The sequence below is a fragment of the Caproiciproducens puteiluti genome (assembly GCF_052442865.1).
Classification (GTDB): Bacteria; Bacillota; Clostridia; order Oscillospirales; family Acutalibacteraceae; genus Caproiciproducens.
In genome coordinates this window covers 2,966,849-2,987,879 of the sequence record NZ_CP194790.1, presented here as the reverse complement: position 1 = coordinate 2,987,879, position 21,031 = coordinate 2,966,849, and the positions used below count along the sequence as shown (strand labels likewise).

Genomic DNA, 21,031 nt, shown 5'->3' with positions numbered 1-21,031 from the left:
ATCCCGCGGGCTTTACAGGAGCGTGTCTATCAGCAGATAGATATTCAGGCCGGTTACCGCGATTCCGACTGCCCACAGCATCGCGTTGTGGAGCGGCGTGTTTTTGTATTCGCCCATCACCTTCCGGGAGGAAGTCAGATACAGCTGCAGGAAAATGGTGATGGGAAGCTGAATGCTCAGCAGCATCTGGGAAATGAGAAGGCCGTTGAACGGGTCGTCGATGAACAGAATGGCTGCCATAGCGACGATCAGGGTACCCAGCACGCCGATGCGGGTGTGCCTGTCGCTGATGCTGTAGGGCTCGCCGAACATGCCCGCCAGAATGCTGCCGCCGGTCATTCCGGCCGTAATCGACGAGGAGAACCCGGCGAAAAGCAGGGCCACGGCGAAGATGACGGCGGAAGCGTTTCCGATCAGCGGCGTCAGCAGCGTGTGCGCCTGGGAAAGCTCGTCCACCGGGATGTGCTGCTGAAAAAAGGTGGCGGCCGCAAGCAGGATCATCGCGCTGTTAATGGCCCAGCCTATGACCATGGAGAAAAGGGTATCCGTAAATTCGTATTTCAGCTGTTTTTCCAAAACAGCCTTGTCTTCCAGATTAAATTGCCTGCTCTGAATGACTTCCGAGTGCAGAAACAGGTTGTGCGGCATTACCACCGCGCCCAGCACGCTCATAATGATAAACGCGGAGTTTTCCGGGAAAACAGGCGTCACCCATCCCGCGGCAGCCGCGCCCCAGTCTATTTTCACCATGGTCAGCTCGTACAGGAAGGACAGTCCGATGACGGAAACAAATCCGATGATGATTTTTTCAATCTTCTTATAGGAGTTGCTGAAAAGCATTGCCGTGACCGCAGCAAAAACAATCAGGGAACCGGCTTTCACCGGGATATGGAACAGCATATTCAGTGCGATTGCCCCGCCGAGCAGCTCCGCAAGGGCGGTGGAGGCGCAGGCCAGCAGCGCGGTAATCAGCACGGGAACGCTGATTTTTTTATGCAGATACCGGGTGGCCGCCTCCGCAAGACAGTCGCCGGTCACAATTCCCAGATGGGCGACGTTGTGCTGAAGAAGAATCAGCATAATTGTGGAAAGCGTGATTACCCAGAGCAGGCCGTAGCCGAAATCCGACCCGGCGGCGATGTTGGTCGCCCAGTTGCCCGGGTCGATAAAGCCCACCGTCACCAGAAGACCGGGCCCTATGTATTTAAAAAGGCTGAGCGAAATGTCCGGCCGTTTATGGTCCTTCGCAAAGAGCTTACTGATTTTTTGTTTAACTGCATTCATGAAAAGCGCACCCCAGATTCTGTCATTTTTACAATACAAATAACAGTATATCTGAAAATGGCGTTTTTATCAATCCCCGGAAAATGGGCTGGACTTCTTTTTAACTGCGGCGGTCAGTGTGACGCCGGATATTTTATCAATACTCTCTTCCGAGAGATCGCACAGGGAGAATATCGCGTCCCGGCGTGCGTTTTCCGGAGAGACCTGAAGGGTTTCGGAAAAAAAGGCATACAGCAGCAGATAGCGGGTATACAGTTCGTTCGCGATTCGGACTCCGCGCGCGGTGAAACGCACGGTTCCGTAATATTCTTTATCAATCAGTCCTTCCAAAGCAATGGCTTTCAGCATTTTGGAGGCGCTGGGACATTTAATTCCGAGGGACCGCGCGATGTCTTTGCAGTGGACTTCGCGGCCATCGAATCCCAGCTCGTAGATTGCAAACAGATATCGTTTTTTGCAGGAAGAAAACATTTTTACTCTCCTTTTTTACCTATTTACTTTTCATGGATCAACTCTGTTCAATAAATTTATAAAAAAAGCGCAGGCTTTAAACCTGCGCTTTTTCTATCAGGCCTTGTGGCTTTCGCTCGTGTCGGAGCAGTGATCGCAATGACCGCCGCACCCGGAGCAGCCGACACATTTTCCAGCCTTGTGCGCTTTATAAGTGTACCGCGCGGACGCGGCGAGAGCTGCGAAAAGAATAACCGAAATAATGAATGTTGCCATAAAAACGCCTCCTTTAGGCTGCGCGCGCTCCCTTCAGGGAATGAGCGCTTGTTGGTTTATAGCTGCGGAACAGAAGATAGAGAAGACCGAGAGAGAGGAGAGTGGCAACGGCTGTTCCGATACCAAAGCCGCCGCCCATGAACAGGGTGCCGAACTGGTAAACAATCAGGGAAAGGATATAGGCAAACACACACTGATACCCAACGGAGAACAGCGTCCATTTTGTGGAGCCCAGCTCGGTCTTGGCTGCGCCGATTGCTGCAAAGCACGGAGCGCAGAGAAGGTTGAACATCAGGAAGGTATAAGCGGAAAGCTGGGTGAAGGAGCTCTGCAGGTTGGCCCAAACCTCCGTGCCGTCTTCCGCCACTTCCGAGAAGCCGTACAGGATACCAAAAGTACCCACGACGTTTTCCTTCGCGATCAGGCCGGTAACGGTAGCAACGGCGGGTTTCCACTGTCCCCACCCGAGAGGTGCAAAGATCGGGGCAATCACGCGTCCGACAGAAGCGAGAATGGATTCTTCAATATCGACCATCTGAAGGTTCCAGCCAAAGGTGCTGAGGAACCACACGCCGACCGTTGCGAGCAGAATGACGGTTCCCGCTTTTTTGATGAATGCCTTGCCGCGGTCAAACATATGAATGAGAACTGTCTTGGCGCCCGGAATATGATACGCGGGCAGCTCCATGACAAAGGGTGCCGGATCACCGGCAAACAGCTTGGTCTTTTTCAGAATGATACCCGACATAATAATCGCCGCGATGCCGAGGAAATAAGCGGAGGGACCGACCCAGGGCGACTCGGGGAACAATGCGCCTGCAATCAGCGCAATTACGGGCAGCTTGGCGCTGCACGGAATAAAGGTGGTTGTAATAATGGTCATCCGGCGGTCATGCTCACTTTCAATGGTACGGGTCGCCATAATGCCCGGAACGCCGCATCCGGTACCGATCAGGATGGGGATAAAAGATTTACCGGATAAGCCGAACCGACGGAAGACCCGGTCCATAATAAAGGCGATACGCGCCATATAGCCGCAGTCCTCTACGATTGCGAGGCAGAGGAAAAGCACCAGCATCTGCGGTATGAATCCCAGCACGGCGCCCACACCGGCTACAATGCCGTCCAGAATCAGCGAACTGAGCCATTCGGCGGCGCCGACGGAAGCTAAGAACCCGCCGATTGCGTTCGGTACGATATCACCGAACAGAACGTCGTTGACCCAATCCGAACCCATGGTTCCGACAGTCGTAATGGAAATATAGTAAACCAGGAACATCACCACGGCAAAGATGGGAAGTGCCAGCCAGCGGTTCGTAACGATCCGGTCGATTCTGTCCGACGTCGTCATTCCGGAGTTCTTTTTGTGTACGCATTTGGCAATCAGCTTGCCAATGTAATTGTAGCGTTCATTTGTGATGATGCTTTCGGAATCGTCGTCCGCTTCCGTTTCACAGGCGGTGATGACCGCTTCAATTTTATCCTGTACGTCCTTTGAAAAATGGACTTCCTCCAGAACCTTGGAGTCCCTTTCAAACAGCTTGACTTCGTACCAGCGGGAGAAATCAGCGGGAATATAGCTTTTGCTCAGCTCCCCGACTTCTGAGATCGCCTTTTCAACCGATTCGCTGAAAGAGTGCTGGGGGACGGTTTTGGCTTTTGCCTTTGCCAACGCGTAGGCTCTTTCCGTGACTTCTTTGGAGCCGGTCCCCTTTACCGCAGAGGTTTCCACCACTTCGCAGCCGAGCGCTTCGCTCAGCTTTTTGGTGTCGATCTTATCGCCGTTTTTCTTTACCACGTCGATCATGTTCAGCGCGATAATCACGGGGATGCCGATCTCTACAAGCTGTGTGGTCAGGTACAGGTTGCGCTCTATATTGGAACCGTCAACCAGATTGATAATCACATCCGGGTGCTCGTTAATCAGAAAGTTTCTGGTAACAACCTCTTCCAGCGTATACGGGGAAAGAGAGTAGATACCGGGCAGGTCAACGATGGTAACATCCTTGTGGCCCTTCAGTTTTCCTTCTTTTTTTTCTACGGTTACGCCTGGCCAGTTGCCTACGTACTGCGAACTGCCTGTCAGGTCATTGAACATTGTCGTCTTGCCGCAGTTAGGGTTGCCGGCAAGCGCTATTTTAATAGACATTGTGCGTACCTCCTTCATAATAGTTAGCCAAAGCTAACTTACCATCATAAAAATTTGGCCTCGCCGTACGGCTACGCCACTTCGATGTTTTGAGCATCTGCTTTCCGGATGGACAACTCGTAATTTCTGACGGTAATTTCCACCGGATCGCCTAAAGGAGCTACTTTCCGCACATAAATCTGTACGCCCTTCGTGATTCCCATATCCATAATCCTGCGCTTGATTGCTCCGCCGCCGCTTAAAGCGGTAACCGTTACGGTAGTACCGCATTTCGCATCTTTCAGTGTCATTCTGTTTCCCTCCTGTCAATTTTGCATATGAAATGAAGACCGTCGGGCCTTCTATGCCACCATAATCCTGTTTGCCATGCTCTTGCTGATTGCAATGCGGGTATCCTTTACATTTACGATCATGTTGCCGCCGATTTCCGATACAACGGTAACATTGCCTCCGACAACAAAACCCAGACTTTCCAGAAAGCGCCTGGTTTCGTCTTTGCCGTGGATCTCGTGAATAATACTTTGCACACCGGACTGTGCCATTGTGAGCGGCATAATGAATCCTCCTTTTTTATCAAACAACAAGGGAATAATTTTTGGTAGTTAGCATACACTAACTATTTATAATTTACTCCGCAATCGGCGATTTGTCAATACTTAGAGCTAAGAAAGAGAATAAAAGCCTCAATTTTATGAAATTTGTTTAACAATACAAAAAATCAGGGTACGGAACTGTGCAAGATGGAAAAATACAGAATACATTGCCCCGATCACTCCGTTGTGTATATAATCAGAAAGCGGCATCGGCCTTCGGCTGTCGATGGCTTGAATGCTGAAAATTTTAGCCGAAGATAACATGAAGAAAAACAGTTGACAAAGCGAAAAGCGCATGCTATGATGTCATCAGTTAGCGGACGCTAACCAAAACAAAGAACGAGGTTCCGCCATGACAAACCGCCAACTGGATTCTATGCTTGCGTTCCACTGTTCGCCAACGCTGGCCGGAATAAAATCAGCAAGCCTGTTTACCGTAAAAAGAAAAGACAGTGACGGTCTGCTGGATTTGCTTTCGGAATACAATCGGCAGCTGGAACAGGCCGGCGTCAGGCTGGAAGTGCTGTGTGAATGTGAAACGCACTTTTTGGTGCTGGTTTACCGCAGCAGCCTCCTTTGGCCGGAGCTAAAGAATCGGCGGGTCCGCCGCTTTCTGGAAGCGTACGGATACACGGATTGGACGGATTTGGCCGCGGTTCTGAACCGACTGAAATCCCGCTGCCGGGAATGCTGTTTTCCCCATGAGATCGGCCTGTTTCTGAGCTACCCTCTGGACGATGTGATCGGTTTCATTGAGCACAGAGGAAAAAACTGCAAAATGTGCGGATACTGGAAAGTTTATTCGGACGAAGAGGCCGCGCGGAAGCGTTTCAGAAAGTATACGCTGTGCAGAGACGATTTTTACCGGCGTGTACAGAGCGGAGTATCCCTTTTGGCCTTGTTTCATGCCGCATAATTCTTCAGAAGCGGATCGGGTTCCCGCGCGAACCTGCCGTTTGTCCCTGATTTTGCCGCGCGGAGAAAGATCGGTTGACTTATGAGTAATGTTTACATTGTTTATTGGAGCGGTACCGGAAATACGGAGACCATGGCGAATCTGATCGCCGAGGGCGTACAGCAGGCGGGCGGCCAGGCAGAAGTCACGACGGTTTCGGACGCTGACCGTGCAAAAATCGAATCCAGCTCCGTGATTGCCTTCGGATGCCCCGCGATGGGGGACGAGGTTCTGGAAGAATCCGAATTCGAACCCTTTTTCACGGAAATCGAGAGCGGGCTCAAGGGCAAAAACGTTGCCCTGTTCGGCTCCTACGGATGGGGAGACGGCGCGTGGATGCGCGAATGGCAGGACCGCGTACAGGCGGCCGGGGCCAGGCTGGCAGACGACGGCCTGATCGTACAGTCCGCGCCGGAAGCGGACGGGGAGACACAGTGCAGAGAGCTTGGAAAAAGCCTCGCATCCCTTTAATTAACTCATTCCTTCATTTGAATCCATATAGAACATACAGCAAAACGGCGTACCTGCTTTTCAGCGGTGCGCTGTTTTGTTATCTATTGCACGGCGGGGCTTGTGCCGGGGCTCATCAAAGGGTATACTAGGAATCATGAAAAACGAATACCCGCAACAGCGGGCTTTCTGAAAAGCAGGTGAAGACATGGACGGAAAGATCAGGGCCAATATCAAAATCGGCGCGCTGGTGGACGTTGTGCTGAAGAAGGACCAGCCCACGGGGAAGCTGACCCGCGGTCACGTCAAACGGATTCTGACCAACAGCCCCACACATCCCCACGGCATCAAGGTGATGCTGGCTGAAGACGATCTGGTGGGACGAGTACAGAAAATCATAGAAGAACAGGAGTGAAAACCATGAGTTTATTTGTATGCTACCCGAAATGCACGACCTGCCAAAAGGCGAAAAGATGGCTGCAGCAAAACGGCATTGCGTATGAGGAGCGGAATATCAAGGAACAGAATCCTACTGTGGAGGAATTAAAGGAATGGCACCGGAAAAGCGGGTTGGAGCTGAAAAAGTTCTTTAACACCAGCGGCCTGCTTTATAAATCCCTGGGCCTTTCCAAAAAGCTGCCTTCCATGAGCGAGGAGGAGCAGTTCGCCCTGCTGGCCACGGACGGAATGCTGGTGAAGCGGCCGATTCTGGTAGACGGCGGCACCGTGCTGGTGGGCTTCAGGGAAACGCAGTGGGAGATATTAAAATAAAACAAAAGGTTCAAAAGGAAGCTCGTAATCCACTCCTTTTTGAACCTTTTTGCGTTTGTAGGCTTTTGGATGGTCCGGTTTTCTGGTAACAGGGTTTAACGGACCCCATGTTGTTCGTTTGGAAAGATCCAGCGCCCGCTTTGCTTTTTTGCTCAGCTTTTGCGGGCTGACAAATTTTTTCATAAAATCACTCCTCATATCCCAGTATAGCACAAATCACCGTGTGCTCCAATAGGAAAGGAATGTCAGGCCGGCCTCTCAGGGGGCAGAAAGCGAAACCGCCCGGAAAAGAATTTCCGGGCGGTTTCGCTCGCCGCGGGGCGATCTGTTAAGAGAAAGTCCCGGGCGGGTATATCTTAAGTTGAAAGCAGGGCATTGATTGCGCCGGTGTAGCATTCCACCGCTTTGTGCAATTGGTCGATTTCAATAGATTCGTTGATGGTATGGGCCAGCGATTCCAGCGAAGGCCCCAGACCGATGGTTTTGATTCCGGCTTCTCCGGCGTAGTGGCTGCCGTTGGTGCAGAACTGATACTGCGTAATTTCCGGCTGAAAGCCCATGCGTCGAAGCTCCGCGACAACGTTCTGAACAAAGGGCTCCTCCCGTGCGAACAGCCAGCCGGGGAAAAAGCGTTCCCCGCTGATTTCCGCGCCGGTATAGCATTCTTCCTGCCCTTGGGCGTAGGAGACCCGCGCCCTCAAGGCAGGATCCCTGTTCATTTCCTTTTCCAGCAGGGCTTGCAGGGGGGCCAGCACGCTTTCCCGGGTTTCTCCCACCAGAAGCCGTCTGTCGTAAGTTGCGCAGCAGTATTCCGGAACTACCGAGGCGCCGGGGTAGGGGGTGGACTTGATATCCGTCAGCTCCAGAATCCCTTTCCCCAGGACCTCCTGCTCGGGCGGGGGAAGATTGCGGATCCGGTCGATCAGGCCGCAGATTCGGTAAACCGCGTTTACACCCTTTTCCGGGTTTGCGGAGTGAGCGGGGACGCCGAAGGTTTCCAGCCTGATTTCCGCGCGGCCCCGCTGGCCGATTTTCACGTTTAAGTCGGAGGCTTCTCCGATGACCACATAGTCCGGCCTGACCAGGGAACTGACGGAACGCGCCGCCACCCCCTCAAAGCATTCCTCGTGCACGACTCCGGCAACGTACAGCTCGCCCGCGAAAGCTCTGCCGCTGCTCCGGGCGAAATTGCTCACCGCGCACGCCATGGCGGCGACCGCGCCCTTCATATCCGACGCGCCGCGTCCGTATATTTTACCGTCGCGGATTTCCGCGCCGAACGGGTCGCTGTCCCACGCGGAAGGGTCGGTGACCGCAACGGTGTCGATGTGCCCGTCGAACAGAATTTTTCTGCCGGGCCTGTTTCCTTTCATACAGCCGATGACATTGCCGTAAGAATCCGTCTGAACGCTGTCAAAGCCCTTCGCTTTCAAAAAAGCTTTCAGTACCTGCGCGGTGGAGGCTTCTTCGCCGGAGTAGCTTTTTTCACGGATCAGGCTTTGGCACAATGCTGTGACTTCCTGCTTCTGCTCCTGTGTCAGCATCGGTTTTCATATCCTTCCCTTATATCATTTTTTCCTGATGAAGGATCGAAAGCTACGCGCTGAGCACCTTGGCAAGGAAGTCCCTGCACCGGTCGTTCTTGGGCGCCGTAAAAATTTCTTTTGCGGTGCCCTGTTCCACAATGTAGCCGCCGTCCATAAAGATCACGCGGTCGGCCACGTCGCGGGCGAAGTTCATTTCATGGGTCACGATCACCATGGTCATGCCCTCCTGCGCGAGGTCCTTCATGACTTTGAGCACTTCATCGACCATTTCCGGGTCAAGCGCGGAGGTCGGCTCGTCAAACAGCATGATTTTCGGGTTCATCTGCAGCGCTCGGGCAATCGCCGCTCTCTGCTTCTGTCCGCCGGAAAGCGTCTGGGGATAGACGTCCTTTTTGTCCTCCAGCCCGACCTTTTTCAGAAGGGCGAGGGCTTTTTCCTCGGCTTCCTTCCGGTTCATTTTTTTCAGCTCCAGCGGGGCAAGCAGCATGTTTCCCAGCACGGTGTAATTGGGGAAAAGGTTGAACGACTGGAAAACCATGCCGATGTTCTCTCTCAGCCTGTTGATGTTTTTGGTGTGGGTGACGTCCTCGCCCAGCACGACTACGCTTCCGTCCTGAATATCCTCCAGCCGGTTCAGGCAGCGGAGCAGCGTGCTTTTTCCGGAACCGGACGGGCCGATGATGCAGAGCACCTCGCCTTCGTCCACAGTCAGGGAAATGTCGCGTAGAACCTGCAGCTTTCCAAAGCTTTTCTTGATTTTATTCGCCTCGATGATCATAACTCAGCTTCCTTTCCATCTGTTTTGAAATCATGGTCAGAATCGTAATAAAGACAAAATACATGAGGGCTACGATAGCGTACACCTCAAACGGGCGGTAGTTGTTCGCAATGATGATCTGTCCGCTCAGGGTGAGCTCTCTCACACTGACGACGGAAAGAATGGAAGTATCCTTGATGGTGGTAATAAATTGATTCATGATGGACGGAATCATGATCTTTACCGCCTGCGGCAGGATCACCCGCTTCATCGCCTTGAAATAGTTCAAACCGAGGCTCCTGGCCGCTTCCATCTGTCCGAAATCGATCGCCTGAATGCCCGCCCGGAAAATCTCCGCCATGTACGCGCCCGCGTTGATGGTCAGCGCAATAATGGCGGCGACCATGGGGTCAAAGCGAATCTGCAGCGCGGCGCCGACGCCGAAATACAGAAACAGGCCGAGAATCATCAGCGGAATCCCGCGAATGACGTAAATATATGTAGTGGAAATGGCTTTCAGCAAGCGAAATCTGCTGATGCTGAAAACGCACATGATCAGTCCGACGATTGACGCGAAAAACAGGGATAAAAGTGCCATGATAACGGTAATTCGCAGCCCGCTCAAAAGACTGGGCAGCGATTCCTGAAATATCTTCAAAAACAAATCCAAACTCCATACCTCCTATAATCTGCCCCTTGGAAAGCGCAGCGGCCCGCGCAAGCGCGGGCTGCCGCTTTATTTTGCTATTTTATAAGTACTGGTTGACAATTTTGTCGTATGTTCCGTTTTCCTTTACTTTTTTCAGGCCTTCGTTGAACATTTTCAGCAGGTCCTGATTCTTGCCTTTATCTACGGCAAAGGCGTCGTACGGGGCCTCGCCGATGGACTCGACCGCTACCTTCAGCTTGGAACCGGCGTTGATCTTGATGGAGTAGGAAATGACCGGGAAGTCTTCCACCAAAAAGTCCGCGTTTTTGTTTTCCACGGCCTGGAACATGGAGGGGGAGTCGTCGTAAACGTTGACCTTCAGGCCGTATTTGTCCTTGTTTTCTTCGGCAAACGAAGCGCCCGTGGTGCCCTTCTTAACGGCGGCGGTTTTACCCTTCAGATCATCCAGGGACTTGATGCTGTCGTCGTCCTTGTTCACAACGATGGAGGAACCCGCCTGAATATATCCGTCGGAGAAGTCAACGGATTCTTTTCTCTTTTCGGTGATGTTCATTCCGGCGATCGAACCGTCGATCTGACCGGCCTTGATCGCGGGGATGATGCCGCTGAAATCCATCGGCTTCAGTTCATACTGGAAACCCTCCACTTTCGCAATGGCGTCCAGCAGTTCCACGTCGATCCCTTTGTACTTGCCGTTTTCTTCAAAGGAAAAAGGAGCGTACTTTGCGTCGCACGCAATCAGATATACTTTTGAACTGGCGGCCGACGCAGCGGATGAGCCCGCGTCCGTTGATGCGGCGGGAGCGGCGGAACTGGCCGCGGTGCCGGAGCTGCAGCCCGCAAACACAGTGGCCGCCATCAGCACCCCCGTCAGCATCCCCGCGATGATTTTCTTCTTCATAGCCTTCAATCCTCTCAATCAAATACTTTTCAATCCGTGTCGTAAAACAAAAAAAGAGGTCCGCTGCCGAAGCAGTGAACCTCTTTGTTCGTATGCCCACCATTATAACTGACGAAACGCTCCGCGTCAATATGCAAGCTCACCTAAGTTTCAAAAATCAATCCGTGTTTTCTTGTCGGTTGCTATAATCTTTTTGGATAATAATTGGAGGTTTAAAAATAGAAACTTGCAAAAACATTCCTGATACAAATCGATTGTCCCGTAAAACAGGTTGACAATGCAGGAATCAGGATTTATAATTCATAATAATAGCGAGGGCGCTGTGGATTTTATCATCCGCGGCGTCCTTTTTTTACCAGGTTTGAGGGTGTGGAATATGTATCCGAAAGTGTCCGTAGACACAAAAAAACTGTTGGAAAATGTCAGGGTGGTCCGTGCGCTTTGCGGCCGGCACCATATCCGGATTACGGCGGTTACCAAAATGTTCGGCGGAGATCCGCGCCTGGCGCAGGTCTTTCTGGACGGGGGAATCCGCATGCTGGGGGACGCCCGTATCCAGAACCTGGAGCGGATGGAACAGCTGAAAGCGGAAAAATGGCTGATCCGCATCCCCATGCTGAGCGAAGCAGCAGATGTGGTGCGCTACGCCGATGTGTCGCTCAACTCGGAGCTGGAAACCGTGCGGGCCCTGCAGAAGGAAGCAAAAAAGCAGAACAGGGTACATAAAATCATATTGATGGCGGATATGGGGGATATCCGCGAAGGGTATGTGGATGATCATCAGCTGATGCGCACGGCGAAGGAAATCCTGCGAATGGATTCCCTCCTGCTTTATGGAGTGGGAACCAATCTGACCTGTTTTTCCTTTGTACAGCCGGATACCGAAAAGCTGGAGCATCTGGAGCTTTTGAGCAGGGAGATGGTGGCTGCGGGGGGAAGCGGCATTGTCAGCGGCGGAAATTCCGCGACCATCGACCTGATGCTGCACAACGGCATTCCGCGGGGAATCAACAACCTGCGTCTGGGCGAAGCGCTGCTTTTCGGCAAGGAGAGGGCGCATTACCAATATCTGGATCATACCTGCTCGGACGTATTCATCCTGCAGGCGGAGATCGTGGAAATCAAAGACAAGCCGTCTCAGCCCTGGGGAGAAATCGGCGTAAATTCCTATGGGAAGAGGCCCGTTTTCGTCGATCGGGGTGTGCGAACCAGGGCCATCTGTGCGATAGGACGTCAGGATGTGGATACCGGCACCATGGAACCGCTGGACCCCGGGGTGACCCTGCTCGGCGCCAGCTCGGACCATTTGATCCTCGATGTGAGCGACAGCCGCCGCTCCTATCGTATCGGTGACATCGTCGAGTTTAAACTGGGATATTTCGCGGCTATGCGCGCCTTTAATTCCCGGTATGTACAGAAGGAATATCATTAAATTCCAGCTACATTTCTTTCCTCCGTCCCAGCAAAATACAGCGTTTCCAGTTGATTCTGAAACAAGGCTGCGTTCCTCCCCCGCCGAAGGCGGGGGAGGAACGCGTTTTATCCCGCAAACTGAAAGGAAATTGCTATAGTAGTTTTCCGGAAGATGAATTTTATTCTTATATGGAAAATATATCAAAGCAATATTATGTAAAATAAGGATAAATTCAGGAACGGCAGTCATAATAGGAAGGATGAGCGCAGTGAAAAATTTATTTTTTTATGATACGGATATCGGGCGGATCGCTATTGCCGAAGACGGTACGGGGATTACCGACCTTTGCTTTGAGGGAGCCGCCGTCCCTCCCGGTGCTGCCGTGAGGGAAACGGAGCTGCTGAAGCAGGCGGCAAAAGAGGTGCGGGAATATCTGGCGGGGAGCAGAACGGAATTTACCGTAGCGCTGTCTCCGTCCGGGACGGAATTCCAGCGCAAGGTGTGGAACTGCCTGTGCGGCATCCCTTACGGAGAAACCCGCAGCTATAAGGAAATTGCCGAAAGTGCCGGCAGCCCGAAGGGATTCCGCGCGGTGGGCATGGCAAACAACAGAAATCCGATTCCGGTCATCATTCCCTGTCACCGTGTCATCGGCGCGGACGGGTCGCTTGTTGGGTACGGCGGGGGCATGGACATCAAGGTGCGGCTGCTAAATCTGGAAAAACAGGCGCGCTGAAGAAAGCTTCATGTCAGGCCGATTTGTGCGTACGGCAGGCGGCAAACGGATGACACAAAACGCCGGAAAAGTCGGGGAAGAAAATGAGTATCAAACAGAATTTATTTGAATCGATGGAACAGCATCTGCTTGCGGATGAAAAGCCTTCGCTGTATTTTGAGGAACTGGACAAAACCGCCGCTTTGCGGGAGGTCCCCTTTGCCATGCTGCACGATCTGAAAAACGCCGAGCAGTCGCCGCAGCATCATCCGGAGGGGAACGTCTGGAACCACACCATGCTGGTGGTGGACGAGGCCGCGAAGGTGAAGGAGAAAAGCAGCGACGCAAGGGCCTTTATGTGGGCGGCGCTGCTGCATGACATCGGCAAGCCGGGAACGACCAGAATCCGCAGGGGAAAGATCACTTCCTACGACCATGACAAGCTGGGAGCAAGAATGACTGCTGAGTTTTTAAAGCAGTTCAGCGGGGACGAAGCATTCCTTGAGAAGGTGACCGCCCTTGTGCGCTGGCACATGCAGCTTTTGTTTGTGGTAAACGGCCTTCCTTTCGCGGATGCGGAGCAAATGAAAAGGCAGACCTCCGTCCGGGATGTGGCGTTGCTGGGCCTTTGCGACCGGCTGGGCAGGCTGAACGCGGACAGGGAAAAGGAAGAGGAAAACGTCCGTATCTTTCTTGAGAAAACCAGATAATAAAGTTGCTGCAAAACATCTTTGAAAAGCGGGACAGTCATGCCGAACGGTGTGACCGTCCCGCTTTTTCGATTGTCTTACAGATTGCGGTATTTTCATATATGGAAACATATTTACAGGATATTATTACTGTGCTATGCTGGTATCAGTAATCAGAATTCAATATTTTAAGGAGGGGGTTTCATGGAAGATTTGAAAGCAGAATATCCCATCAAAAACAGAGTGCTAAACGTTGTGGCATATGTTTTTGCGTTTTTTGCGGCGATATCGGTTGGGTATTCTATTTACGTCCTAATAAACAAGCAATATTTTGAAATGTATTTCATCATTGAGCCTGTATTTATTTCTTTTTACATATTGAAACCATTTAATTTCCTGAGTCTTTCCTATCTTGTCATGTGGATACTATGGAAACGCTTGCCGGATATCAATCAATTGTTCATTGCTAAGAAAGCAACAAGAGCTTCGCTCCTGCTTTTGAGCCTCTTTGTGATTGCCTTTTATTTTTTTAACATTTTGGTGTTAAGTTCTGGGTTTATAACGATTCCGATTTTGTTTCACAATATAACGATTGTTCTCTCCAAGATCAGTTATATTTTTGCTCCTGTCGGTATCCTTCTGTTCTTTGGGCTCAAATCATAGATGAAAATTTTTATGCTTCTATCTTTTCAAAACAAAAAGGAAGGCCGCAGAATAAACATTCTACAGCCTTCCTTTTTTATGGAGATCAATTCTGCGGTTTTAGAACCGCAAGCACATTTTCCTGAAAGAATCTTTTGGCGGTGGTGCCGGTAACGCTTTGCACTTCTCCAGAGTCGATTTTCACACAGACCCCCTGATGAGTGCAGTGACCCATGCAAAAGGCCGCTTTGATTTTCACGCTGTCGTGCAGACTGTATTTTTCGATCATCTGCTGAAACGCGGCGATCACGTTATAGCTGCCCTCCAGGTGGCATGCTGTTCCAATACAGACACTGATAACCATTCAAATCACCGATTCCTCTCTTTATATTCGACATGGAGAAGCTCGTGGACTCTTCCCTTGAGTAAATCGGAGTAAAGCGACATCACCACCGGATTTTCTTCCGAGCGCTTGATGCTGCACATTTTGTCAGCCGCATAAAGGCCGCTGCCGCGCTTCGTTTTGCCCTGCGCGTCGGTAATCGGCTGTCCGGCTCCGCAGACACAGCCGCCCGGGCACGCCATGACCTCTACGAAATCATAGCTTGCCTCCCCGCTCTGAATGCTGCGGATCAGGTTCTCCGCGTTTTTCAGCCCGCTGACGATGGCGATTTTCAGTTCGCGGCCGCCGTAGGGGACAGTGGTTTCTTTCGTGCCTTCCATCCCTCTTACGCCGTTGAACGCGATTGCACGCAGCTCGGTGGTGGATTTATTTTCGGCAAGACGGCGGATAACCGCCTCGGTCACGCCGCCGGTCACGCCGAAGATGACGCCCGCGCCGCTCCGGTTGCTGAACGGCATGTCGATGGCTTCCGATTCCAGTTCGGAAAAATAGATGCCGGATTCCTTAATCATTTGAATCAGTTCCTGCGTGGTGATGACGTAGTCCACATAGGGAACGCCGTCCTTTTTGAATTCCTCCCTTGCCGCCTCAAACTTTTTGGCGGTGCAGGGCATGACGGCCACGCTGACGATACGGCGGCTGGAATGGCTGTATTCTTCCTTTAAAACGGAAGCGAACATTTCCATGGGGGAACGGCAGGTGGAAATATTGGGCAGGAGCTCCGGGTGCTTTTTCTCGGCGTACTGTATCCACGCCGGGCAGCAGGAGGTGAACAGCGGAAGCTTTCCACCGTTTTCCAGGCGCTCCAGCAGCTCGTTCGCCTCTTCCATCACGGTCAGGTCGGCGCCCGTCGCGGTGTCGAACACCTCGTCCGCACCCATGCGCTTGAGGGCAGCGACGATTTTGCCCATCAGGTCCTCGCCGGCCTTCTGGCCCATTTTGCCGCCGATACCGACGCGCACCGCGGGGGCGATCTGTACGACAACCTTGGTATCCGGGTCGCTCAAAGCGTCCCAGACGCTTTCGGTATCCTTTTTCACCACAATAGCCCCGGTGGGGCAGACGGCGGCGCACTGGCCGCAGCCGACGCAGTTGGAGTCCGCGATCGGCACATGGAACGCGGTGCTGACCGTCATTTTCGCCCCTCTGGACATGAAGTCGATTGCGCCCACGTTTTGGACCTCGTTGCACATTCTCACGCAGTCGCCGCAGAGAATGCATTTATTGGTATCGCGGATGATGCACAGGGAAGAGGTGTCCAGCTTCGGTTCCTCCGCGGTGTTCTTGAAACGGACCTGCCTGATTCCGAAGCGTTCCGCCAGCTCCTGCAGCCTGCATTCCCCGTTTTTCTCACAGGTGGTGCAGTCGCGGCAGTGGTCGGAAAGCAGCAGCTCCAGAATCATTTTGCGGTATCTTCTCAGTTTCGGCGTATTGGTGTAGATTTCCATCCCGGCGCGGGGCGGGGTGGAGCAGGCGGCTTCCATACCGCCGCGCTTGTTTTCCACCATGCACATGCGGCAGGCTCCGTAAACGGAAAGCTCAGAATGGTAGCAAAAGGTCGGCAGCTCGATTCCCGCCTTGCGGATGAGGCTGAGCAGGTTCTTTTCACCCTCTATTTCCACCGGGATGTTGTCAATCAGCATAAATTCTCCGGTCATTAACTTAGTCCTCCTTTACCGCGTGGAAGGCGCAGGCTTCCACACACGCACCGCATTTGATGCATTTCGCACCGTCGATCACGAACGGCGATTTGATCTGGCCGGTAATCGCGCCCACGGGACAGTTCCGCGCGCACTTGGAACAGCCCTTGCACAAAGCTGCGTCTATGTAAATCTTTTTCAGCTTCTGGCAGTTCTTGGTGGGGCAGCGCTTTTCAATAATATGGTTTTCGTATTCGTCGCGGAAATATTTGATCGTGCTCAGCACCGGGGACGCGGCGGTCTTGCCCAGCCCGCAGAGCGCGGTTGCGGAAATGGTTTCCGCCAGCTCTTCCAAAAGATCAATGTCGTCCAGCTCTCCGTTTCCGGCCACGATGCGTTCCAGAATTTCCAGCATCCGCTTGGTACCTTCGCGGCAAGGCACGCATTTTCCGCAGGATTCGTTCTGCGTGAAGCTCATGAAGAAACGCGCCACTTCGACCATGCAGGTGTGGTCGTCCATGACGACCAGTCCGCCGGAGCCGATCATCGCGCCGACTTTTTTCAGGTTGTCAAAGTCCAGCGGCAGGTCGAGGTGCTCTTTTGTCAGGCATCCGCCGGACGGGCCGCCGATCTGTACGGCCTTGAACTCCGCACCGTCGCGCATTCCGCCGCCGATATCGTAAATGACCTCGCGCAGGGTAGTGCCCATGGCGACTTCGATCAGTCCGGTATTCATGATATTGCCGGTCAGCGCAAACGCTTTGGTTCCCGGGCTGTTTTCCGGGCCGATGCTGCGGAACCACTGGCCACCGTTTGTGATAATCGCCGGTACGTTTGCAAAGGTTTCCACGTTGTTCAGTACGGTCGGGCTGTCGAACAGTCCGTGCTCCACCGTTCTGGGCGGCTTTACGCGCGGCATTCCGCGTTTGCCCTCAATGGAGGCGGTCAGTGCGCTGCCCTCGCCGCAGACGAAAGCGCCCGCGCCGCGGCTGATTTTGATATCGAAGCACAGGTCGGTGCCGAGAATATGGTCGCCCAGAAGCCCGAGCTTCCTCGCCTGGTCAATGGCAATGCCGAGACGGGTGACGGCGAGCGGGTACTCCGCGCGGACATAGATGTAGCCGTATTTCGCACCGCAGGTATATGCCGCAAGGATCATGCCCTCCAGCATTTTATGCGGGTCGCTTTCCATTACGCTTCTGTCCATAAACGCGCCGGGGTCGCCCTCGTCGCCGTTACAGACGATGTACTTGTTTTCCGCCTTCTGGCGCTTTACCTGGGACCATTTTCTCGCGGTCGGGAATCCGCCGCCGCCGCGTCCGCGCAGGTTGGATATTTCCACTTCCTGCAAAACTTCTTCCGGGGTCATTTCAAACAGGGCTTTTTCCAGCGCCGAGTATCCGCCGTTCGCTATGTATTCGCCGATGGAGGTGGCGTCAATATGTCCGCAGTGTTCCAGCACGACGCGCTTCTGCCGTTTGTAAAACGGAATGGATTCCTGATGCCTGTGGAACTCGTCCCCCTTATGATAGGTGAGCCGTTCCACACAGGTGTCGCTGACCACGCTGGCCTCCAGAATTTCCTCACAGTCTTCGGGTTTTACTTTTACATATAAATAGCCCTTTGGTTCGATACGCACCAGCGGGCCCATTTCACAAAATCCGTGGCAGCCGCTTTTCTTTACACCCAGCGGTTCCCCTTCCGGCTCATGCTCCAGATCGACCACACAGTTGATTCCTTTTTCCGCAATGAGCTTCATAAATGTATCGTATAATACGAGGGACCCGTTCGCGACACACGCGGTGCCGGCACAGATCAGGATTTTCACTTTTTGTTTTTCAAGGCGGGCCTGATACAGGCTGCGGATATTCTGCAAATCTTCTCTACATTTCAGCATCTGCTTTTTCCTCCCTGAGTGTTACAAGTAAATCGGTTACTTTCTGCGGAGTCATCATTCCCATGACCTGGTCGTTCACTGTCAGCGTGGGGGCAAGTCCGCAGGCGCCGAGGCAGGATACCGTTTCAACGGTGAACAGCAGGTCCTCCGTTGTTTTCTTCGCTGAAGAGAGGCCCAGCTCCTTGCGCAGCTGATCCAGGATAGCGGCCGATTTTCTCACATGGCAGGCCGTGCCGTCACACACCTTGATGACATATTTTCCTTTGGGCTCCAAAGAAAAATTCTCGTAAAAGGTCGCGATGCTGAAAATCTGCGCCTGGCTGATTCCAAGCCGGTCTGAATAATAGGGGAAAATATCCTTTGGAAGATAGCGGTACACCTCCTGTGTATCCTGAAGGATCGCAATGATGTTGCCGGGGTTGTACTGGTGTTTTTCCAGTATTTCGTCCAAAATCTTGTGGTCGCACTGAGTATCCATTGATTTTTCTCCTCGCAATTCGTTTCGGTTTACCTGTTAAAAAGTTCCCTAGGCTACAAAAAAGATAACATATCGTTATTTTATTGTCAATGATTTTTGGGAATATCGATGAAAAAAATAAGCTTCAGCTATCTTTTGGTAAATTTACCCTATGGACTTTCTTTATTAAATGAAAATAAACATTTAAAATTATGCAAAAAACAGATAATAAATAAGGCAATGAACAATGATATTCATCCCCGCTTTGTCAATACTATGGGCGAGGTGATGATCGATGGCAAAAGCCAGCGCTTATTTCGATTTAGAAAATATGACCGATCAAAAAGACGTCCAGACCATTAAGAAAGAGCTTGATACTCTGCACGGAGTCATCTCCGTCAGCACCAATACGCACACGGGAAGAGTTGCCGTGGACTACGACACCACGGGGGTGGAGCAGAGCCGGATTGAGAATAAGCTCCAGCGGCTCGGCTATAAAATCCGGGCCGAAAAAAGCGAAGACCATGTGATGTAGGAGGAAGAAAAATGGATGAGAAAAAACTTCCGGATAAAAACGGCCTGAACGGGGAAAACCGGATGGAAGCCGTAAACGAAGCGGGCCGGTCCAAAAAACCGGAGAACCAGAATCAGTCGCACAACACAAAAAAGGAATCGCTTGGGCCGAATACCAAACGATCATAAAATTTATGCGGTGGGGTCTTTCCCGTTATTTACTTTTTGGCACTGTTTGTGTATAATGGGATGAACGAAAAATATCGAAGCAATGATCCGGTAAAAAATGTTGAATACGGAATAAAATTCCGCGATCAGGCGACAATACAAAGGAATATCGTAATATCCCTCCAATAAAAATGACGAAAATATTTTGGTCATGTTTGACCGGAAAGAAGGATGTTATTATGAAAGCGACTCTTGACAGAAGCGGATGCATTTCCTGCGGACTCTGCCCCGAAACCTGTCCCGAGGTTTTCAGAATGGGCGACGACGGAGTGGCCGAGGTTTACAGGGAGGATGTGCCGCCCGAGGTTGAGGACAAGGCGATCCAGGCGCAGGAAGGCTGTCCGGTTTCGGTTATTACGGTGGAATAAGCAGAACAGACAAAAAGAGAAGGCCCGTTTTAGCGGGCCTTCTCTTTTTTGCCGGGTTGCGGTGGTCAGTTCAGATCGATTTTGTCGAGAATTCCGGACAGATACGCGATCACCACGCCGTAGTTGGACATGGGAACGCCCTGCGCGCGTGCGCGTTCCACGCGGGACAGCACATATTTTCGGTTGAACATGCAGGCCCCGCACTGAATCACCAGATCATACGGGGAAAGGTCCTCCGGAAAATCGGAACCGCTCACCACGTCGACCGTCAGGGCTTCTCCGGCCTTTTTGCGGAGCATGCGCGGGAGCTTTTCCCGTCCGATGTCCTCTGCCAATGGCGCGTGGGTGCAGGCTTCCGCAATCAGCACCCGGGACCGCTCCGTCAGGCGGCCGATCGCACTTGCACTTTCCACATAATACGGGAGGTCGCCCTTGTAATTGGCGAACAGGACCGAAAAAGAGGTCAGCCTGCTTTCCTTCGGCTTTTTTTCATATACGGTCTTAAATACCTGCGAATCGGTGATAATCAGCTTGGGCGGTTCTTTCAGACAGGCCAGCGCTTCGTCCAGCTTGTCGGCGGTCGCGCTGAGGACAACGCACTTTTTATCGAGCAGCTCGCGCAGCGTCTGCACCTGCGGCAGAATCAGTCGGCCCTTCGGCGCCTGAATATCCTGCGGCATCACCAGCAGGATCAGGTCCCCGTTGTCCGCCAGCCCGCCGGTGATACTCTTTGCCTCGTAATCCTCGGGCAGCCGGCGGATGAGTTCTTCGCGGATTTTTTCAATCCCCGTTTTTGCTTTTGCGCTGACCACAATGGGGCTCAGCTTGCCGGTTTTCCAGACCTTCGCGGCGATTTCAGCCGCGTCTGCAAGAATATCGGCCTTGTTGACGACGGCGATGACCGGAATTTTATGCTCCTGCAGGGTGTCTGTCCAGCGGATTTCCTCCGCAATGTCTTCGCCGCTGAAAATGACCAGGGCAATGTCGGTCTTGTCAATGACCTTTTTCGTTTTCTCCACCCGCATTTGGCCCAGCTCGCCCACGTCGTCGAACCCGGCGGTGTCGATGAACACACAGGGGCCGATGCCGTAAATTTCCATGGACTTATACACGGGGTCCGCCGTCGTTCCGGCGACATCCGAAACCAGAGCGGTCTCCTGCCGGGTGAGCGCGTTGATCAGGGAGGACTTTCCGCTGTTGCGCTTCCCGAAAATGCCGATGTGAAGCCGGTTGGCTCTTGGGGTATCCGTCAGGCTCATTTT

The 21,031-nt window shown here is 52.4% G+C and carries 27 protein-coding genes; 11 read left to right on the top strand and 16 right to left on the bottom strand.

Annotated elements, in window-relative coordinates:
• Positions 1 to 12: 12 nt before the first annotated feature.
• The 6 genes from ACRQU7_RS14465 to ACRQU7_RS14440 form a co-directional block, all read right to left on the bottom strand.
• The gene (locus tag ACRQU7_RS14465) at positions 13 to 1,284 is read right to left on the bottom strand and encodes an Nramp family divalent metal transporter (RefSeq protein WP_444641495.1); all 1,272 of its coding nucleotides are present in this window, start codon (positions 1,282 to 1,284) and stop codon (positions 13 to 15) included.
• Positions 1,285 to 1,353: 69 nt separating this feature from the next.
• Positions 1,354 to 1,755, bottom strand: coding sequence for a metal-dependent transcriptional regulator (locus tag ACRQU7_RS14460; protein ID WP_042082127.1), 402 nt, complete (start codon positions 1,753 to 1,755; stop codon positions 1,354 to 1,356).
• Between the two features lie 96 nt (positions 1,756 to 1,851).
• Complete coding sequence (locus tag ACRQU7_RS14455) at positions 1,852 to 2,010, bottom strand: FeoB-associated Cys-rich membrane protein (RefSeq protein WP_081928351.1); 159 nt, start codon at positions 2,008 to 2,010, stop codon at positions 1,852 to 1,854.
• Between the two features lie 13 nt (positions 2,011 to 2,023).
• On the bottom strand, positions 2,024 to 4,159 hold the full coding sequence (gene feoB / locus ACRQU7_RS14450; protein ID WP_444641494.1) for a ferrous iron transport protein B: 2,136 nt from the start codon (positions 4,157 to 4,159) through the stop codon (positions 2,024 to 2,026).
• A 71-nt stretch (positions 4,160 to 4,230) separates the two neighbouring features.
• Entirely contained in the window at positions 4,231 to 4,449 is a 219-nt protein-coding gene (locus tag ACRQU7_RS14445) for a FeoA family protein (protein ID WP_038325394.1), read from the bottom strand.
• Between the two features lie 51 nt (positions 4,450 to 4,500).
• Complete coding sequence (locus ACRQU7_RS14440) at positions 4,501 to 4,713, bottom strand: FeoA family protein (RefSeq protein ID WP_038325393.1); 213 nt, start codon at positions 4,711 to 4,713, stop codon at positions 4,501 to 4,503.
• A gap of 391 nt (positions 4,714 to 5,104) precedes the next feature.
• Between ACRQU7_RS14440 and ACRQU7_RS14435 the strand changes: the two genes are divergently transcribed.
• From ACRQU7_RS14435 to ACRQU7_RS14420, 4 genes are all read left to right on the top strand, one after another.
• On the top strand, positions 5,105 to 5,668 hold the full coding sequence (locus ACRQU7_RS14435) for a DUF3793 family protein (protein WP_141825955.1): 564 nt from the start codon (positions 5,105 to 5,107) through the stop codon (positions 5,666 to 5,668).
• Between the two features lie 81 nt (positions 5,669 to 5,749).
• Positions 5,750 to 6,178: a flavodoxin gene (locus ACRQU7_RS14430; protein ID WP_038325391.1), complete on the top strand. Its 429-nt coding sequence runs from the start codon at positions 5,750 to 5,752 to the stop codon at positions 6,176 to 6,178.
• Positions 6,179 to 6,365: 187 nt separating this feature from the next.
• The gene (locus ACRQU7_RS14425) at positions 6,366 to 6,572 is read left to right on the top strand and encodes a YwbE family protein (RefSeq protein ID WP_141825954.1); all 207 of its coding nucleotides are present in this window, start codon (positions 6,366 to 6,368) and stop codon (positions 6,570 to 6,572) included.
• 5 nt (positions 6,573 to 6,577) lie between these two features.
• Positions 6,578 to 6,928, top strand: a complete 351-nt coding sequence (locus ACRQU7_RS14420; RefSeq protein WP_141825953.1) for an arsenate reductase family protein — start codon at positions 6,578 to 6,580, stop codon at positions 6,926 to 6,928.
• Here the strand turns inward: ACRQU7_RS14420 and ACRQU7_RS14415 are convergent.
• From ACRQU7_RS14415 to ACRQU7_RS14395, 5 genes are all read right to left on the bottom strand, one after another.
• Complete coding sequence (locus tag ACRQU7_RS14415) at positions 6,920 to 7,111, bottom strand: hypothetical protein (protein ID WP_444641493.1); 192 nt, start codon at positions 7,109 to 7,111, stop codon at positions 6,920 to 6,922. The genes ACRQU7_RS14420 and ACRQU7_RS14415 overlap by 9 nt on opposite strands.
• A gap of 173 nt (positions 7,112 to 7,284) precedes the next feature.
• Positions 7,285 to 8,472 (bottom strand): YgeY family selenium metabolism-linked hydrolase, encoded by a 1,188-nt coding sequence (locus tag ACRQU7_RS14410; RefSeq protein ID WP_444641492.1) that lies wholly within the window; start codon positions 8,470 to 8,472, stop codon positions 7,285 to 7,287.
• Positions 8,473 to 8,524: 52 nt separating this feature from the next.
• Positions 8,525 to 9,253, bottom strand: coding sequence for an amino acid ABC transporter ATP-binding protein (locus ACRQU7_RS14405; protein ID WP_141825950.1), 729 nt, complete (start codon positions 9,251 to 9,253; stop codon positions 8,525 to 8,527).
• Positions 9,234 to 9,902 carry an amino acid ABC transporter permease gene (locus ACRQU7_RS14400; protein WP_038325385.1) on the bottom strand — a complete coding sequence of 223 codons (669 nt, stop codon included), beginning with the start codon at positions 9,900 to 9,902 and terminating at the stop codon, positions 9,234 to 9,236. The genes ACRQU7_RS14405 and ACRQU7_RS14400 overlap by 20 nt, the downstream gene beginning before the upstream one ends.
• Before the next feature lie 79 nt (positions 9,903 to 9,981).
• Complete coding sequence (locus ACRQU7_RS14395; RefSeq protein WP_444641491.1) at positions 9,982 to 10,803, bottom strand: transporter substrate-binding domain-containing protein; 822 nt, start codon at positions 10,801 to 10,803, stop codon at positions 9,982 to 9,984.
• Between the two features lie 376 nt (positions 10,804 to 11,179).
• Between ACRQU7_RS14395 and ACRQU7_RS14390 the strand changes: the two genes are divergently transcribed.
• The 4 genes from ACRQU7_RS14390 to ACRQU7_RS14375 all read left to right on the top strand — a co-directional run bounded on the left by ACRQU7_RS14390 (position 11,180) and on the right by ACRQU7_RS14375 (position 14,284).
• Positions 11,180 to 12,235 carry an alanine/ornithine racemase family PLP-dependent enzyme gene (locus ACRQU7_RS14390; RefSeq protein WP_444641490.1) on the top strand — a complete coding sequence of 352 codons (1,056 nt, stop codon included), beginning with the start codon at positions 11,180 to 11,182 and terminating at the stop codon, positions 12,233 to 12,235.
• 250 nt (positions 12,236 to 12,485) lie between these two features.
• A complete protein-coding gene (locus ACRQU7_RS14385; protein WP_038326284.1) occupies positions 12,486 to 12,953 on the top strand; it encodes a methylated-DNA--[protein]-cysteine S-methyltransferase in 468 nt (155 codons plus the stop codon).
• A gap of 83 nt (positions 12,954 to 13,036) precedes the next feature.
• Positions 13,037 to 13,642: an HDIG domain-containing metalloprotein gene (locus ACRQU7_RS14380; protein WP_444641489.1), complete on the top strand. Its 606-nt coding sequence runs from the start codon at positions 13,037 to 13,039 to the stop codon at positions 13,640 to 13,642.
• A gap of 183 nt (positions 13,643 to 13,825) precedes the next feature.
• A complete protein-coding gene (locus tag ACRQU7_RS14375; RefSeq protein WP_444641488.1) occupies positions 13,826 to 14,284 on the top strand; it encodes a hypothetical protein in 459 nt (152 codons plus the stop codon).
• Positions 14,285 to 14,369: 85 nt separating this feature from the next.
• Here ACRQU7_RS14375 and ACRQU7_RS14370 read toward each other — a convergent pair whose 3' ends face one another.
• The 4 genes from ACRQU7_RS14370 to ACRQU7_RS14355 are packed head-to-tail and all read right to left on the bottom strand — an operon-like array spanning position 14,370 to position 18,681.
• Positions 14,370 to 14,627, bottom strand: coding sequence for a (2Fe-2S) ferredoxin domain-containing protein (locus tag ACRQU7_RS14370; protein WP_038325381.1), 258 nt, complete (start codon positions 14,625 to 14,627; stop codon positions 14,370 to 14,372).
• Positions 14,628 to 14,632: 5 nt separating this feature from the next.
• Positions 14,633 to 16,324 (bottom strand): [FeFe] hydrogenase, group A, encoded by a 1,692-nt coding sequence (locus ACRQU7_RS14365; protein ID WP_444641487.1) that lies wholly within the window; start codon positions 16,322 to 16,324, stop codon positions 14,633 to 14,635.
• A gap of 4 nt (positions 16,325 to 16,328) precedes the next feature.
• Positions 16,329 to 18,203, bottom strand: a complete 1,875-nt coding sequence (locus ACRQU7_RS14360) for an NADH-ubiquinone oxidoreductase-F iron-sulfur binding region domain-containing protein (RefSeq protein WP_444641486.1) — start codon at positions 18,201 to 18,203, stop codon at positions 16,329 to 16,331.
• The gene (locus tag ACRQU7_RS14355) at positions 18,190 to 18,681 is read right to left on the bottom strand and encodes a complex I 24 kDa subunit family protein (RefSeq protein WP_141825943.1); all 492 of its coding nucleotides are present in this window, start codon (positions 18,679 to 18,681) and stop codon (positions 18,190 to 18,192) included. Before ACRQU7_RS14355 ends, ACRQU7_RS14360 begins: the two co-directional genes overlap by 14 nt.
• A 274-nt stretch (positions 18,682 to 18,955) precedes the next feature.
• Here ACRQU7_RS14355 and ACRQU7_RS14350 point away from each other — a divergent pair, with 274 nt between their 5' ends.
• The 3 genes from ACRQU7_RS14350 (at position 18,956) to ACRQU7_RS14340 (ending at position 19,769) form a co-directional block, all read left to right on the top strand.
• Positions 18,956 to 19,195, top strand: a complete 240-nt coding sequence (locus ACRQU7_RS14350) for a heavy-metal-associated domain-containing protein (protein ID WP_444641485.1) — start codon at positions 18,956 to 18,958, stop codon at positions 19,193 to 19,195.
• Between the two features lie 11 nt (positions 19,196 to 19,206).
• Entirely contained in the window at positions 19,207 to 19,362 is a 156-nt protein-coding gene (locus ACRQU7_RS14345; RefSeq protein ID WP_444641484.1) for a hypothetical protein, read from the top strand.
• Between the two features lie 218 nt (positions 19,363 to 19,580).
• On the top strand, positions 19,581 to 19,769 hold the full coding sequence (locus ACRQU7_RS14340) for a ferredoxin (RefSeq protein ID WP_038325376.1): 189 nt from the start codon (positions 19,581 to 19,583) through the stop codon (positions 19,767 to 19,769).
• A gap of 65 nt (positions 19,770 to 19,834) precedes the next feature.
• Here ACRQU7_RS14340 and hydF read toward each other — a convergent pair whose 3' ends face one another.
• Positions 19,835 to 21,028, bottom strand: coding sequence for a [FeFe] hydrogenase H-cluster maturation GTPase HydF (hydF, locus tag ACRQU7_RS14335; RefSeq protein WP_444641483.1), 1,194 nt, complete (start codon positions 21,026 to 21,028; stop codon positions 19,835 to 19,837).
• Positions 21,029 to 21,031 lie beyond the last annotated feature (3 nt).